This is a genomic window from Pseudomonas sp. Irchel s3f19, from assembly GCF_900187555.1.
In the GTDB taxonomy this organism is placed as follows: domain Bacteria; phylum Pseudomonadota; class Gammaproteobacteria; order Pseudomonadales; family Pseudomonadaceae; genus Aquipseudomonas; species Aquipseudomonas capeferrum.
Genome location: NZ_FYDW01000002.1, coordinates 147148 through 162199 on the forward strand (window position 1 = coordinate 147148; position 15052 = coordinate 162199).

The 15052-nt window shown below is 64.8% G+C and carries 15 protein-coding genes; 7 read left to right on the forward strand and 8 right to left on the reverse strand.

What is annotated here, in order from left to right:
• Positions 1 to 55: 55 nt before the first annotated feature.
• Positions 56 to 1303 carry a TIGR03862 family flavoprotein gene (locus CKW22_RS04590; RefSeq protein ID WP_095063850.1) on the forward strand — a complete coding sequence of 416 codons (1248 nt, stop codon included), beginning with the start codon at positions 56 to 58 and terminating at the stop codon, positions 1301 to 1303.
• 73 nt (positions 1304 to 1376) lie between these two features.
• On the opposite strand, the gene CKW22_RS04595 is transcribed toward CKW22_RS04590, so the two are convergent.
• The 4 genes from CKW22_RS04595 to CKW22_RS04610 all read right to left on the reverse strand — a co-directional run bounded on the left by CKW22_RS04595 (position 1377) and on the right by CKW22_RS04610 (position 5389).
• The gene (locus tag CKW22_RS04595; RefSeq protein ID WP_033701681.1) at positions 1377 to 2708 is read right to left on the reverse strand and encodes a DEAD/DEAH box helicase; all 1332 of its coding nucleotides are present in this window, start codon (positions 2706 to 2708) and stop codon (positions 1377 to 1379) included.
• Positions 2709 to 2763: 55 nt separating this feature from the next.
• On the reverse strand, positions 2764 to 3684 hold the full coding sequence (yedA, locus tag CKW22_RS04600; protein ID WP_033701682.1) for a drug/metabolite exporter YedA: 921 nt from the start codon (positions 3682 to 3684) through the stop codon (positions 2764 to 2766).
• A gap of 391 nt (positions 3685 to 4075) precedes the next feature.
• On the reverse strand, positions 4076 to 4570 hold the full coding sequence (locus tag CKW22_RS04605; RefSeq protein ID WP_156311438.1) for an NYN domain-containing protein: 495 nt from the start codon (positions 4568 to 4570) through the stop codon (positions 4076 to 4078).
• Between the two features lie 57 nt (positions 4571 to 4627).
• Positions 4628 to 5389 carry a DUF2076 domain-containing protein gene (locus CKW22_RS04610; RefSeq protein WP_033701683.1) on the reverse strand — a complete coding sequence of 254 codons (762 nt, stop codon included), beginning with the start codon at positions 5387 to 5389 and terminating at the stop codon, positions 4628 to 4630.
• Positions 5390 to 5556: 167 nt separating this feature from the next.
• Here CKW22_RS04610 and CKW22_RS04615 point away from each other — a divergent pair, with 167 nt between their 5' ends.
• Both CKW22_RS04615 and CKW22_RS04620 read left to right on the forward strand, forming a co-directional pair.
• Complete coding sequence (locus CKW22_RS04615) at positions 5557 to 6213, forward strand: YciC family protein (protein ID WP_033701684.1); 657 nt, start codon at positions 5557 to 5559, stop codon at positions 6211 to 6213.
• 107 nt (positions 6214 to 6320) lie between these two features.
• A complete protein-coding gene (locus CKW22_RS04620) occupies positions 6321 to 6905 on the forward strand; it encodes a hypothetical protein (protein ID WP_095063851.1) in 585 nt (194 codons plus the stop codon).
• Between the two features lie 6 nt (positions 6906 to 6911).
• On the opposite strand, the gene hrpB is transcribed toward CKW22_RS04620, so the two are convergent.
• On the reverse strand, positions 6912 to 9437 hold the full coding sequence (hrpB, locus tag CKW22_RS04625) for an ATP-dependent helicase HrpB (RefSeq protein WP_095063852.1): 2526 nt from the start codon (positions 9435 to 9437) through the stop codon (positions 6912 to 6914).
• Between the two features lie 117 nt (positions 9438 to 9554).
• Here hrpB and CKW22_RS04630 point away from each other — a divergent pair, with 117 nt between their 5' ends.
• Together CKW22_RS04630 and CKW22_RS04635 are read left to right on the forward strand one after the other, a co-directional pair.
• Complete coding sequence (locus CKW22_RS04630) at positions 9555 to 9974, forward strand: hypothetical protein (protein ID WP_047582423.1); 420 nt, start codon at positions 9555 to 9557, stop codon at positions 9972 to 9974.
• A gap of 25 nt (positions 9975 to 9999) precedes the next feature.
• Positions 10000 to 10869 (forward strand): cation diffusion facilitator family transporter, encoded by an 870-nt coding sequence (locus CKW22_RS04635; protein WP_095063853.1) that lies wholly within the window; start codon positions 10000 to 10002, stop codon positions 10867 to 10869.
• 11 nt (positions 10870 to 10880) lie between these two features.
• Here the strand turns inward: CKW22_RS04635 and CKW22_RS04640 are convergent, their stop codons facing one another.
• Positions 10881 to 11708 (reverse strand): DUF6515 family protein, encoded by an 828-nt coding sequence (locus CKW22_RS04640; protein WP_095063854.1) that lies wholly within the window; start codon positions 11706 to 11708, stop codon positions 10881 to 10883.
• Positions 11709 to 12105: 397 nt separating this feature from the next.
• Here CKW22_RS04640 and CKW22_RS04645 point away from each other — a divergent pair, with 397 nt between their 5' ends.
• Both CKW22_RS04645 and CKW22_RS04650 read left to right on the forward strand, forming a co-directional pair.
• Positions 12106 to 12582, forward strand: coding sequence for an Lrp/AsnC family transcriptional regulator (locus tag CKW22_RS04645; RefSeq protein ID WP_003249795.1), 477 nt, complete (start codon positions 12106 to 12108; stop codon positions 12580 to 12582).
• Positions 12583 to 12635: 53 nt separating this feature from the next.
• Positions 12636 to 12839, forward strand: a complete 204-nt coding sequence (locus tag CKW22_RS04650; protein WP_033701689.1) for a DUF2788 domain-containing protein — start codon at positions 12636 to 12638, stop codon at positions 12837 to 12839.
• Positions 12840 to 12893: 54 nt separating this feature from the next.
• Here the strand turns inward: CKW22_RS04650 and CKW22_RS04655 are convergent, their stop codons facing one another.
• Together CKW22_RS04655 and amn are read right to left on the reverse strand one after the other, a co-directional pair.
• Positions 12894 to 13529: a pseudouridine synthase gene (locus CKW22_RS04655; RefSeq protein WP_095063855.1), complete on the reverse strand. Its 636-nt coding sequence runs from the start codon at positions 13527 to 13529 to the stop codon at positions 12894 to 12896.
• A gap of 6 nt (positions 13530 to 13535) precedes the next feature.
• Positions 13536 to 14999: an AMP nucleosidase gene (gene amn / locus CKW22_RS04660; protein WP_033701693.1), complete on the reverse strand. Its 1464-nt coding sequence runs from the start codon at positions 14997 to 14999 to the stop codon at positions 13536 to 13538.
• Between the last annotated feature and the right edge of the window lie 53 nt (positions 15000 to 15052).

Below are 15052 nucleotides of genomic sequence, written 5' to 3' on the forward strand. Positions count from 1 at the left end.
CCGCAGGGCCGGCTGCGCTAGAATGCGCACTCTTTTCCACAGCCTGCCGCCGCCCATGCCCGATCTACGCCCTTCATCCCCTCCCCTTGTCGCCGTCATCGGTGGCGGCCCCGCCGGCCTGATGGCCGCCGAAGCGCTGGCCCAGGCGGGCTTGGCGGTCGAGGTGTTCGATGCCATGCCCTCGGTAGGCCGCAAGTTCCTGCTGGCCGGTGTCGGCGGCATGAACATCACCCATTCCGAGCCCTACCCCGCTTTCGTCGCGCGCTACGCCGAACGCCAGGGCGAGATCGACGCCCTGCTGCGCAGCTTCGATGCCCAAGCCCTGCGCCAGTGGATTCACGGCCTGGGTATCGAAACCTTCGTCGGCACCTCGGGCAGGGTATTCCCTCGCGACATGAAAGCCGCCCCGCTGCTGCGCGCCTGGCTCAAGCGCCTGCGCGACAGCGGCGTAGTTATCCACACCCGCCATCGCTGGCTGGGCTGGCATGACGATGGCAGCCTGCGGATCGCTTATCCACAGGGTGAACGACGGGTGAAAGCGGCAGCCGTGGTGCTTGCGCTGGGTGGGGGCAGTTGGGCGCGCCTGGGTTCAGACGGTGCGTGGCAACCACTGCTGGCTGAGCGGGCTGTGGATATCTCGCCCTTGCAGCCGAGCAACTGTGGGTTTGAAGTCGAAGGCTGGAGCACCTTGCTCAAGGACAAGTTTGCCGGCGCACCGCTGAAGAACATTGCCCTCAGCGTGCCGGGCAGCCTGCCGCGCAAGGGCGAGTTCATTCTCACTGCGCAAGGGGTCGAAGGCAGCCTGGTGTACGCCTGGTCGGCGCTAGTGCGCGAGGCCATCAACCGCGAGGGCCGCGGGGTGCTGCTGCTGGATCTGTTGCCAGACCGGCCTGTGGATAAAATTGCTGAAGCGTTGGCCAGGCCGCGTGGTTCACGCTCGATGGCCAAGCACCTGCACAGCCAGCTGGGTATCGACAGGGTCAAGGCAGGCTTGTTGCGGGAGTTGACGGACCAGGCGACCTTCGCCGATCCGCAAGCGCTGGCTCGGGCGATCAAGGCGTTGCCGATTACCTTGGTGCGCGCCAGGCCGCTGGATGAAGCGATCAGCAGTGCCGGTGGGGTGCGCTTCGAGGGGCTGGATGCGGGGTTGATGGTCAAGGCGCTGCCGGGGGTGTTCTGTGCCGGCGAGATGCTGGACTGGGAGGCGCCGACGGGGGGTTATCTGCTGACGGCGTGCTTTGCCAGTGGGTTGCGGGCCGGGCGGGCAGCGGCGGATTGGGTGGCGGGCTTGTTCCACGAATAGAGGCACGTAGTGCCTGGCACCGGCTTCGCCGGTGTTCGCGGGGCAAGCCCGCGCCCACAGAGCCGCCGCTAGCTCAAGGCTTACGCTTACGCGGTCCGCCATTGAAGCTAGGCACCTTACGCACCGCTTTAACAGCTGGCGCCGGGCTAGCCGCCTCGGCACTGTCCATCCAGCGCCCCAGGCCACGCTTGGCGCTGTTCTCTTTCGGCTTCTTGGCCTTCTTCGGCTTCTTGATCACCTGCCCACTGGCATCGGTCATCGGCACCCGGTGCTCAGGGATGAAGTCCGGCTCTTCGTGCCGCGGCAAAGTCTGGCGAATCAGCGTCTCGATCGACGCCAACATCTGCACTTCGTCGGCACACACCAGCGAAATCGCCTCACCTTTGTTGCCAGCACGCCCCGTGCGGCCGATACGGTGCACGTAATCCTCGGCGACAATCGGCAGGTCGAGGTTGACCACCAGCGGCAGATCGTCGATGTCCAGCCCGCGTGCGGCCACATCGGTTGCCACCAATACCTGGATCTCACGCGCCTTGAAGGTATCCAGGGCACGCTGGCGCGTCGCTTGCGGGCGGTCGCCATGGATGCCATCGGCGTTGATACCTTCGCTGAGCAAGCGCTCTACCAACTGGTCGACACCGTTGCGGGTCTTGGCGAACACCAGCACCTGGCTCCAGCGCTGCTTGCGCAGCAAGTGGCAGAACAGGTCGGCCTTGCGCTTCTTGTCCACAGGCACCAGCCACTGCTTGACGGTGGAGGCGGCGGCGTTGCGCGGGCTGACTTCGATGCTCAGCGGGTCGTTCAGGGCCAGGCCGGCGAGCACCCGGATCTGGTCCGAGAAGGTCGCGGAAAACAGCAACGTCTGGCGCTTGCGCGGCAGCGCGGCGTACACCGACTGCAGCTCTTCGGCAAAGCCCAGGTCGAGCATGCGGTCGGCTTCGTCAAGCACCAGGGTCTGCACCTGGTTGAACTTCACGGCGTTCTGGCGGAACAGGTCGAGCAAGCGACCTGGGGTTGCCACCAGCAGGTCGACGCCACGGCGCAGGCGCATCATCTGCGGGTTGATACTGACGCCGCCGTACACCGCATAGGTGCTCAGCGGCAGGTTCTCGGCATATTCGCGCACGTTGTTGTGCACCTGCTCGGCCAGCTCGCGGGTGGGTACCAGCACCAGCGCGCGGATCGAGTTGCTGGCAACCTTCTCACCTTCCAGCGCCAGGCGCTGCAGCACCGGCAGGGCGAAGCCTGCGGTCTTGCCGGTGCCGGTCTGGGCTGCGGCCATCAGGTCGCGGCCGGCCAGCACGGCAGGGATGGCCTGGGCCTGGACCGGGGTCGGGGTGGTGTAGTCCAGCTGCTGCAGGGTACGCAGCAAGGGTTCGATCAGGCCGAGTTTGGCGAAATTCATGGCAATACCGTCAGGGGGTTCAGCGAAGGCGGCAAGTTTACCGCAACACCCCCGCTTACTTGCAGATTTCGCCCTTCAGCGGTTGCGCAGGTTGTGGTGCCTTGCGCCACTGCGGCAGGCCAATCAGCACCACTGCGCCAATGATGACTGCCATGGCCACGCATTCTTCGGCGCCGATCTGCTCACCGGCGAAGACGATACCCAACAGCACCGCCACCGCCGGGTTGACGTAGGCATAGCTGGTCGCGGCTGCCGGGCGTACATGCTTGAGCAGGTACATGTAGGCACTGAACGCGAGGATCGAGCCGAAGAACACCAGGTAGGCCAGCGCGCCCCAACCGGCGGCGGTCGGCATCTGGGTCATGCGCTCGCCCGACACCACGCTGCCCAGCAGCAACACTACCCCGCCCACCAGCATTTCGGCGGCACTGGCCATAGGCCCCTGGGGCAACGGCAAGCTCTTGCTCCACACCGAACCGAATGCCCACGACGCCGCCGCAAACAGAATCAGTGCTGCGCCAACCGGGCTTGCCTGCAAGTTGGAGCCGAGGTTGAGCAGGCCGATACCGACCAGCCCAAGGCCGATGCCCGCCCACTCGAGCCGCGAATTACGGTGACCGAACAGCAAGCCGAACACCAGGGTGAACAGCGGCACCGTCGCCACCGCCAGCGCCGCCACGCCTGAGGCGACACCGGCGTGCTCGGCCACGGTCACACCGCCATTGCCGCAGCTGAGCAGCAGAAAGCCGATTGCCCCCGCCGCCCGCCATTGCGGCCAGGTCGGCGCCGGCACACCCCGCCAGCGCAGGAAGCCGTACAGCAAGCCCCCGGCGATCAGAAAGCGCACCCCCGCCATGAGCATCGGTGGCCAGGACTCGACGCCAATGCGAATGAACAGATAAGTGGACCCCCAGACCAGATACAGGGCCATAAAGGCGCCGATAAGCAGCAGCGGGAAGCGACGGGAGGCAGGCATGGCAAGGTTACTCAAAATCCGTTTACGGGTGGCTTAGTTTAGAAAGGCCACCGAGCATTAATAAGTTACAAAACCAGAATAAATGAGCGGCACACTTGGTGGGGGGAGCGAGTTTGACGGTAGGTTTTCAGCGCCTGTGAGATCGAGCGCCGCCCGCGCGGCGCTTCGCGGGGCAAGCCCGCTCCCACATCTATTTCGGGCCAGTGATGCCTGATGCATTGGCGCGCGCCCTTTTAGTGCCCGCCTCAATATCGAGTCGACAAACAAGGCGGTCGCGCGCTGGTACTGGTTTTCATTGGCCCGAAATAGATGTGGGAGCGGGCTTGCCCCGCGAAGCGCCGCGCGGGCGGCGCTCGATCTTATGGGCGCTGAAGATGTAATGGCGAACCCCTCAATGACGCAACAACAACCGCCCCTCAATAGGCACATACCGGCTCGCAGCGCGGATCAGTGACATCGCAGTAAGCCCAGGCACGCCATACACCACCGCTTCAGCACCGTGACGCTGGATGACCCGCTCCAGCAACAGGTCGAAGTCACCATCACCCGAGGCCAGCACCACCTGGTCCACGCGGCTGGCCGCATCGATCACATCCAGGGTGATGCCCACATCCCAGTCACCTTTGGCCGAGCCATCGCTGCGCTGGATGAACGGTTTCAGGCGTACCTCGAAACCCAGGTTGCGCAAAATTTGCTGAAACTGCTGCTGCTTGCTGTCACCGCGGTCGATGGCATAGGCCACGGCCTCGACGATCTGCCCTTCACGGCTGACCTCGGCCCACAGCGCGGCGTAGTTGAAATGACAACCGTGCGCCTGGCGCACGGTGTAGTAGAGGTTCTGCACGTCGGCGAACAACGCGATCTTTTTCACCTGGAACCCCTTCATCTGATGGAATTCGGGGCTGCCCTGCAGCCCCAAAATGCCAGCAGTATGCCAGACCCGTCAGACGTAGGAATCGTCGTCGGAGAAGAAGCCCCCATCATCACTGCCATAATCGGTATCGGCGTAACCGCCCTGGTCATTGCCCCAGCCGCCGTTGTCGGCCACTTGCTGCTGCCCCCCTTGGTCATTCCAGCCACCGCTGTCGCTGGCAGGGGTCGGTTCTTCCTTGATCACCTCGGCCACTTCCTCGGGCTGTGAGTTGTGGTTGAACAGGCTGCTGATACCTTGCGCCAGCAACACCCCGCCTGCCACACCGGCAGCAGTCTGCATCGCGCCACCCAGGAAGCTGCTGGCGCCACCCCGCGCCGGGGCTGCGCCGAAGCCTTGCTGCTGTTGCTGCGCAGGCTGCTGGTTAAAGCCCGGCGCAGACGGTTCACGCCAGCCACCGCCGGCAGAAACAGGCGCCGAAGGCCGCTGCGGTTGCACCGCCGGTGGCGCACTGCGCCCGCCCGAACCAAAGATGCTCGACAGAAAACCACCGCCGCTGTTGCTCGGGGCGTTGCTACCCGCACGGCTGGCTTCGGCTTGGGCGCGGGCCTGCTTGAGCTCCGCTTCGAGTTGCTTGTTCTGCTCGTCCAGGCGCTTGAGCGCAGCTTCCTGAACCAGGATCGCCTGGGCCATGTAATACGGCGCCGCCGGCTGCTGACGCAGGTGTTCCTCGATGCACGCCTGGGCCTGGGCATCGCGGGGCTGGCTTGGGTCTTCAGCTTGCTTGATGCGGCCGAACAGGCTATCGATCAGGGTTTGTTCTTCAGTGTTCATGAGGCGACCTCGTGGGGAAGCGGGACAACGGACAGCGTCAAAGATGGGGGGTGCAGGCATGGGATTCAATCACCACGGCGGTGAAACTTTTTTCAGCAAGTGACAGCTGCGCGCCCGCTTTGGGCTAAAGTTAGGCCCCTGCTTTTACTGCCATGCGATGTTGACCGATGAATCCGCTGAGCGTTCTGCGCGACTCCCTGTACTTCTTCCGCCGCCACCTGCCAAACATTCTCCAGCTGTGCCTGCCGCTGGTGGTGCTTGAAGCCTTGATCACCCAGCTGCTGTACCGGCAGTTGGGCGACCAGGCGTCGCCGGCTTACGGCATGCTGGTCAGCCTGCTGTTCTACCCGTTGTACAGCGCGGCGCTGATCCTTTATCTCGACACCCGCAGCAACGGCCAGGACATCGCCAAGCGCGACCTGTTCGCCCGCGCCCTGCAACTGTGGCCGCAACTGGCCCTGCTGATTCTGATCAGCTCACTGCTGATCATGGCGGGCCTGGCGCTGTTCATCTTCCCGGGCGTGTGGATCATGATCAACCTGGTGTTCGCCGAATACCTGCTGGTGCTGCGTGGCCTGCCGGTGGTGCAGGCGATGCGCGAAAGCGCGCGGATGACCACCGGCCACTTCATGCGCATCATGATCTGCGTGCTGGGCGTGCTGGCGCCGATCTGGCTGATCGACGGGCTGTTGCTGATGGCCTTCCCGGAGCCAGCCCCCGGCATGGAACTGGCCATGGACAGCCTGAGCGGCTTCTTGCAGCTGTTCAGTACTGTGGTGCTGTACCGCCTGTTCACGTTGCTGGAGGCGGATAGCGGCGCCTGACGCCCGTGACCTTGCACAAGGCGTGCGCCGTGGAAGACCTGCACGCTGCCAGCATGGTCCCGTATCAGTGAACGTGGCGGCTCGCGACCTTAAGACACGGAGCCGCCATGATCACTTCCACAGCCGATTGCCGTTGGGCAGCAAGCGATAGCCATTGGGCAGAAAGTGCCGAGATATTCCTCGGCACTCTGCAGGCCCTCGATCCGGCAACCACTCTCGAAAGCCTTCCGCGCGAGAAGCCCAAATCCGTCTACCTCAGCCTGTTCAAAGACGCTGATCAGCAGGTGATCAGCGGCCAAAGTGATTGGCTGATTGCAGGCCATCAGAAGCCTGCCAGCGTGTTTCGTTTTCTGTTTCACTCGAAAGAACCCGATCGCCTGCATTTCATGATCACCGGCAGCGGAGCGGACCACGAGAAGAAGATGGGGGTCAGCCGCAACGGCTACCTTGGGCTATACCAGTACGCCAGCGTGTCCGCCCCCTTCAAGTTCGAACCCCTGTACTGGAGCGACGACAGCTTGATATGCCGTTGGCGTGATCATCAAGGGCATACGGTGCGGCTCGACCACGACCAGACCGTGGCCGATCCTTTCTTTTCTTACCTGCGAGTCTTGGAGGGCAAAGAAACCATCTTCCTCCTCACGCGGGTTTGCAACGGACGCCCTGTGCAGGCACCGAGTAATTCCGCCTGAAACCCATCAGGTACCCCGAGGCTTGGCCCGCGCCGTGGCTTCAGCAACCAGCGGGTCATCCGGCCAGTAGTGCTTGGGGTAGCGGCCCTTGAGGTCCTTCTTCACCTCGGCATAGGTCGTGCGCCAGAAGTTGGCCAGGTCCTGGGTCACCTGCACCGGCCGGCGTGCCGGTGACAGCAGGTGCAGCTTGACCTGCTGACGCCCCTGGGCAATGCGTGGGGTATCTGCCAGGCCGAACAGCTCCTGCAAACGCACGGCGAGAATGGGCGGGTATTCACTGTAGTCCAGGCGGATGTTCGAGCCAGACGGCACGGCCAGATGCGCCGGCGCCCACTCATCCAGACGCTGCGGCAACGGCCATGGCAGCAGGTTGCGCAGGATCGACGACAGGTCCAGCGCGGCAAAATGGCTCAAGCGCGAGACCTTGCCCAGGTAGGGTTGCAGCCAATCTTCCAGGCTGGCCAGCAGCGCTTCGTCGCCCAGATCAGGCCACTCGCTCTGCCCGTTCTTCTCCAGGTCCAGCTGGCGCAGCAAGGCCACCCGCGCCTGCCACTGGCGCAACTCTGGCGTCCAGGTCAGCAGGTTCAGGCCTTTGCGCCGTACCAGGCCGAGCAGCGCCTTGGCGCGGGCTTCATCGTCCAGGCCAGGCAACGGTTCGCGGCTGAGCACCAGCTCGCCGACCTTGGTCTGGCGTTCGGCACGCAGCACCTGTTCGCGCTCGTCCCAGTCGAGCAGGTCGACACGCTCGACCTGCTCGGCCAGCACACCGTCGAGCAGCGCCGGGTCGAACTCGGCGGCCAGGTAGATGCGTTCCTCACGCTGGCCCTGACGGCTGCCCAGGTCGGCAATCACCAGCCACGGGCACTTCATCAAGGCATCGACCTCGGCGAACAATGCCGCGCGGCCATTGGCCAGGCGGTACTCGGCGCCGCCTTCGCGTCGCTGCTGGGCGACCCGGTCGGGGTAGGCCAGCGCCAGCAACGCGCCCAACCAGCGTGGATGGTCGGGGTCGGCGACGCCCGCACCCACCTTGCCGCGCAGCAGCCCACGGTACTGGCGGGCCAGCTGCCGCGCACGCTGCACACCGCCCTGCCCGCCTCGGGATGCTTTGCTTTCACCACTGACCAGCGCCAGCCGGCTGTGCAGGTCGGCACCGCCGCCACGCTGGATATCACGCTCGCCCAGCAAGGCCGCAACATCACAGGCCATGGTGGCCAGCCCCAGGTCCTGGCCGCGCAGCAGCAAGTGAGCGATGCGCGGATGGGCCGGCAATTCGGCCATCGCCTGGCCGTGCTCGCTCAAGTTGTCGCGGCTGCCGGCCTTGAACGCGTTGAGCCGTGCCAGCAGGTCCTGGGCCTGGGAGAACGCCGCCGCTGGCGGCTGGTCCAGCCAGCGCAACTGATCGGGGGTGACGCCCCAGCGGGCCAGTTGCAAGGCCAGCCCCGCAAGGTCGGCCTGGAGTATTTCTGCGCTGCCATGGGCGGCCTGCTGGTCATGCTGGGCCTCGGACCACAGCCGGAAGCACACCCCCGGTTCCAGGCGCCCGGCACGGCCGGCGCGTTGGGTGGCACTGGCGCGGGAGATGCGCTGGGTATCGAGCCGCGTCATGCCGCTGCCGGGGTCGAAGCGCGGCACTCGCGCCAGGCCTGCGTCCACCACCACGCGCACGCCGTCGATGGTCAGGCTGGTTTCCGCGATGTTGGTGGCCAGCACCACCTTGCGCATACCGCTGGGCGCGGGGTCGATGGCCGCGCGCTGCGCGTTCAGGTCGAGTTCGCCATGCAGCGGGCACAGCAGGATACCCGGGCGGTCAGCCAATGCTTCCTGAAGGTGCTGATGCACCCGGCGAATCTCCGCCTGGCCAGGCAGAAACACCAGTACGCTGCCTGGCTGCTCCGCCAGGGCCTGCAGGACACACTCGACGACCCGTGGCTCGACGAATTCACCAGGCTGGTAGGGCCGCCCCCAGCGGATATCCACCGGGTGCATGCGCCCTTCACTGCTGACCACCGGCGCGTCGTCGAGTAGCCGCGACAGGCGCTCGCCTTCCAGGGTCGCCGACATCAGCAAGATCTTCAGCGGCTCGTCACGCAGCAACTCGCGGCCATTGAGGCTCAGCGCCAGCGCCAGGTCGGCGTCCAGGCTGCGTTCGTGAAATTCATCGAAGATCAGCAACCCCACGCCCTCCAGCCCTGGGTCGGCCTGCAGCCGGCGGGTGAGGATACCCTCGGTGACCACTTCGATACGGGTCTGGGGCCCGACCTTGCTGTCCAGGCGGATGCGGTAGCCGACGGTTTCCCCGACCTTTTCCCCCAGCTCGCTGGCCAGCCTTTCGGCGGCCGCGCGAGCCGCCAGGCGGCGCGGTTCGAGCATCACGATGGTCTGCCCGGCCAGCCATGGCGCGTCCAGCAACGCCAGCGGCACGCGGGTGGTCTTGCCGGCGCCGGGCGGCGCTTCGAGCACGGCTTCGTCGCGGTTTTCCAATGCCTGGCGCAAGGCGGGCAACACGGTATCGATCGGTAATGAAATCATGGTGGTCCTCGAACAGTCGGGCGAGTATAACGGCGAACCCAGCCTGCTCTATCATGGTCTTAGCTTCAGGTGCTGGCGCTTCGCTTGCCCCTGCTGAATACCTTTTCGGAGATTTACATGCGTATCCCATCCCGTGTCATCGGCGGCGCCCTCATCGTCACCTTGCTGACCCAGCTGACGGCCTGCGGCACGCTGTTCTACCCAGACCGTCGCGGGCAGATCGACGGCAAGATCGACCCCGTGGTAGCCGCCATGGACGCCATCGGCATCCTGTTCTACGTGATCCCCGGGCTGATCGCCTTCGGCATCGACTTCGCCACCGGCGCCATCTACTACCCCGGCGGCCGCACCGCCCAGGTCGCCCCGGAAAAACTGCGCGAAGCGGTAAGCCCCGATGGCAAGGTCGACAACCTCAAGCTGCAGGCCATCCTCGAAAGCGAGCTGGGCCAGCGCCTGCCGCTGAACGACCCGCGCCTGATCCAGCAGCGTGGCAGCGTCGAGCAACTGGCGGCCTACCAGCGGGTACCGGCTGCCTGAACCACACAAGGACATCGCCCACAGCATGATCACCCCGGCTGAACACCAGCGCCTGCTGCGCCTGGCCACCCGCGCCTCACTGGCGGTGGCCAGCATCCTGGTGCTGAGCAAGGCACTGGCCTGGTGGCTGAGCGGCTCGGTCAGCTTGCTGGCCGGGCTGACCGATTCGGCACTGGACGCCGTGGCCTCGTTTCTCAATCTGCTCGCCGTGCATTACGCCTTGCGCCCGGCCGATGACGACCACCGGTTCGGCCACGGCAAGGCCGAGGCCCTGGCCGGCATGGCGCAGGCGCTGTTTATCGGGGTCAGCGCGGTGTTGATCGGGGTGCAGGCGGTCGAACGCCTGCAAACGCCACAACCGTTGGGCGACACCACGGTCGGCATCGCGGTGATGCTGCTTTCGCTGGTGCTGACCATTGCCCTGCTGGCGTTGCAGCACAAGGTCATTCGCCTGACCGGCTCTACGGCGGTGCGCGCCGACTCACTGCACTACCGCTCCGACCTGCTGCTCAATGGCAGCATCTTGCTTGCCCTGTTGCTGACGCAGTTTGGCTGGTCGCAACTGGACGCCCTGTTCGGGCTGGGCATTGCCTTCTACATTCTCTGGAGCGCCCTGCAAATCGCGCGGGAAAGCACCGCCATCCTGATGGACAAGGCGCTGCCCGGCGAGGTTGGCGAGCAGATGGCCGCCCTGGTGCTGGCCATCCCCGAGGTGAAAGGGGTGCATGACCTGCGCACGCGGGTATCGGGCAACCAGTGGTTCGTGCAGTTGCACCTGGAGTTGCCTGGGGAGCTGGCGCTGCATGAGGCGCACGGCTTGTGCGTGGAGGCATCGAAGGTGATCCGCCAGCGTTATCCACAGGCGGATGTGATGGTGCACGCGGACCCGGTGTAGGCGCGTCAGCTTCAGTTGATGCTGTAACCACGCCCACTGAAACAGGCCCCCAGCGCACGCCGGTAGGTGTCTGTGACATTGCCCGGTGGCGCATAAACCGCCGTGGCCGGATCAAAACCAGACTGGCTCACCGCCCAACGATGGCATTGGTAGCGGTCCTGCTCCTGCTGCTCCTGCCCCTGGCCATTCATCGGATAGGCCACCACGTCGTAACCGTTGCCAGCCGGCACAGGCGCCGGCGCCACCCCCGGCGGGTTGACCACCACGTACTCGCGGCTGTCCGCCAGGTACTGGTAATAGGTATCGGCAACCAGGAAGAACAACGCCCCGCCCAACCATACCTCGCGGGCATACGACGGCAAGTATTCCACCCTTACCCCATAGGGCGGCGCCACGACGATGTAACTGCCGCCATGCGGCCGGTACCAGTAGCCGCCCGAGTAGAAGTAGTCCTGCCCGCGGTAGGGCACCTTCCAGTAGCGGTCAGGGAAGCGGTCGATGCTTTGCCCTGGCCGATACTGCGGCCCCGGCCCCCAGCCATTGCCATGCCCGTCCGGGCGCCCCTGCCAGTCACCGCCCGGCCGCTGCCCAGGCCCACCGGCCTGCCAGTGACGGTTATCGCCATTGCGCCGAGGGATGTCCTGGTAATAGCCCTCGCGCGGCGGCTGCGTCTGGCGCACTTCGTCGCGCGAGTTGAGCGGGGAGCGGCCCGCAGGGGCGCCATTGGGGTCGCCGCCATGCCCACCGTGCGCCTCATCCGGGCCTTGGGCCAAGGCGCCCAGACTGATGCTCAACGCAACCAAACCAACACCTGCCAACTGCCAGATGCGCGACTTCATGGTGTTCCTCTCGGTAAAAAATGACTGCAGCCGCTGCCAGTCTACCGCGCCGACCACAGCGGTAACTTAAAATCGCGGACATGAAAAAAGGGAGGCCGTGGGGCCTCCCTTTGGGAATTGTCGTCCGTGCTCGGCACTTGTGGCGCCGGCTCACCTCACGCCGTCTTCTGAACGGTGCGTAGCCCGGGGGCCTGGCGGATCCTGTTGGATGGCTGGCCGCGACCGCCCGCCTAGGGCGCGTCGCCGTGGACTGTTGTCCGGGCAGTGATTCTGTTGATAAAGATACCGAACAGGTGGTGACAGATGATTGCGAAGATTGCTCAGATAAATAGCACTTGCGCAATTTTTCATCGCGGATTGATAATTCACCGCAATCGGAACAGAAAAGGCATATTCCATGAGCAAACTTGACCGCTACGACCTGAGCATCCTTGCCGAATTGCAGCGCGATGCGCGCATTTCCAACCAAGAGCTGGCCGAGCGCATCGGCTTGTCGCCTTCGCCGTGCTCGCGTCGGGTCAAGCAGCTGGAGGACGACGGCTACATCTCGCGTCAGGTTGCCCTGCTCGACCGCAAGAAGCTCGGCCTGAGCCTGACCGCCTATGTGCTGATCGGCATGGACCGCCACACCCCGGAGCGCTTCGAAACTTTCGAGGCCGCCATCCGCAACTTGCCGCAGGTGCTCGAATGCAGCCTGGTCACCGGTATGGATGCCGACTACCAGCTCAAGGTGGTGGTGCCGGACATGGACCACTACCAGAAATTGCTGCTCGGCAGCCTGACCCGCATCGAAGGCGTCACCAGCGTGCGTTCGAGCTTCGTGCTCAACCAAGTGCTGGCCAGCACTGAACTGCCCTTGACGCACCTGCGTTGAATACCCGGGCGCCCGGCGTATGATCGAGCGCTCAGACTGCCTGGAGAACACAGATGGATCCCGCCGTATTCGAAGAATGGATGATGATCATCCTGGTCACCGTGTTGATCGGTTTCATGGGTTTCATCGTCTGGGACCTGGCGAAAAAGTCCAAGGCCGGGCGGTTTGGCACGATGATCCTGTTCTTCGTGCTGGGTCTGGGGGTGCTGGCCTTCATCATCAAGAGCGTGGTGGTGGCATTCCTGGAAGGCGTGTAGGCGCGCGACGCTTTACCTTGCGTAGCGAATGGGCCGCAAAGCGGCCCCCTGCACCTACCTCGACAGCTTCGCTGCAACTTCCCGCCAGCACCCCTGCTCCAGCCCATCCAGCGCCCAGTCACCAATGCGCACCCGCACCAGGCGCAATGTCGGTAACCCTACCGCCGCCGTCATCCGCCGCACCTGGCGGTTACGCCCCTCGCGAATCACCAGCTCCAACCAACTGGTCGGCACGCTCTTGCGAAAGCGCACCGGCGGGTTGCGTGGCCACAGCTCGGGCTCATCCAGGCGCCGTGCTTCAGCCGGCAAGGTCGGCCCATCATTGAGTTCAACGCCTTCGCGCAGGCGTTGCAGTTGCTCGTCGCTCGCCTCGCCTTCCACCTGCACCCAATAGGTCTTGGCCAGTTTGTGCTTGGGGTCGGCGATGCGCGCCTGCAGGCCACCATCGTTGGTCAGCAGCAGCAAGCCTTCGCTGTCACGGTCCAGCCGCCCGGCCGGGTACACTCCGGGGATGTCGATGAAGTCCTTGAGGGTCGCGCGCCCTTGGCCATCACTGAACTGGGTCAGCACGTCGAACGGCTTGTTGAACAGGATCAGGCGTGGCTCGGCCGGCGGCGCCTTGGGCTGGCGACGCTGGTCGGCAGGCCGCGCCTGGGGGCGGCGCGGCTTGGAACGGGGTGGCAGGGGCATGGATCCTCAGCGGAACGGCGGCTCATCGAAGCTACGCAGTTTACGCGAGTGCAGCGAATTGAGCTCGGTACGCAGCAGATCCAGTGCGGCGATGCCGATCTTCAAGTGCTGGCTGACCGCGCGGTTGTAAAACGCGTTGGCCGACCCCGGCAGCTTGATCTCACTGTGCAGAGGTTTGTCGGACACACACAGCAAGGTGCCGTACGGCACACGCAGCCGGTAGCCCTGGGCGGCAATGGTGCCACTCTCCATGTCCACGGCCACCGCACGTGACAGGTTGATCAATGGCCGCTCCTGGGCCCAGCGCAGTTCCCAGTTACGGTCGTCGTAGGTCAGCACGGTGCCGGTGCGCAGGCGTTTCTTCAGCTCTTCGCCACGCTCACCGGTCACCTGTGCAGCCGCCTCCTGCAAGGCCAGTTGCACCTCGGCCAGGGCCGGGATGGGAATGTTCGGCGGCACCACGCGGTCGAGGATACCGTCGCGCCGCATATAGGCGTGCGCTAGCACATAGTCACCGATGGTCTGCGACTGGCGCAGGCCGCCGCAGTGGCCGATCATCAGCCAGCAGTGCGGGCGCAGCACGGCCAGGTGGTCGGTGATGTTCTTGGCATTGGAAGGGCCGACGCCGATGTTGACCAGGGTGACCCCGTCGCCGTCGCCCGCAATCAGGTGATAGGCCGGCATCTGGTAACGGTGCCAGACCACGCTGGCCACCAGGGCCTGGGTCTCGCCATGGTCCATGCCCTTTTCGATCACCACATTGCCCGGCAACACCATGCGCACGAAGCGCGGGTCTTCACGCAACTGCTCCAGGCCATGGCTGATGAACTGGTCGACATAACGGTGGTAGTTGGTCAGCAAGATCCACGGCTGCACGTGGCGCCAGTCGCTGCCGGTGTAATGCACCAGCCGGCGCAGCGAGAAGTCCACGCGCGCGGCATCGAACAAGGCCAACGGCAGGGTTTCGGTGCTGTCCCAGTCGTACAGGCCATCGGCGATATTGTCGGTGGCTGCCGACAGGTCGGTGCTGGGGAACACCCGCGCCAGCTGCGCCGCGGTGATACCGCTGCCGGCCAGTTCGTCGCCCTGGTCGACCACGTAGGGGTAAGGGATGTTCTGCTCGCTGACGCCGACTTCAACCGTCACGGTGTAGTCGTGCATGAGGGGGCGCAACTGCTCCAGCAAATAGCCGCGGAAGGCGGCCGGCTGGGTGACGGTGACGCTATAGGTACCGGCTACCTGCACCTTGGCGTAAGCACGCGTGGTGGCCGCGACTTCACCTTGGCTGTAGTAGGTCAGGCGCAGCGCCGGGTAACGGAACAGCCCGCGTTCCTCGGCGTCTGGTTCGGTTCGGTCCTTGAGGTATTGCTTGAGGGCCTGGCTGAGGGCACCGGTGGCCTGAGCATGCAGGGCCGCCAGACGGTCGACGGCCTGTTCTGGGGTATCAACGACTACAAAAGCGTGGCTCACACTGTGCTTCCTGTCTGGACATGCATGTGGACCATCTTGCCTGCCTTCGAGGG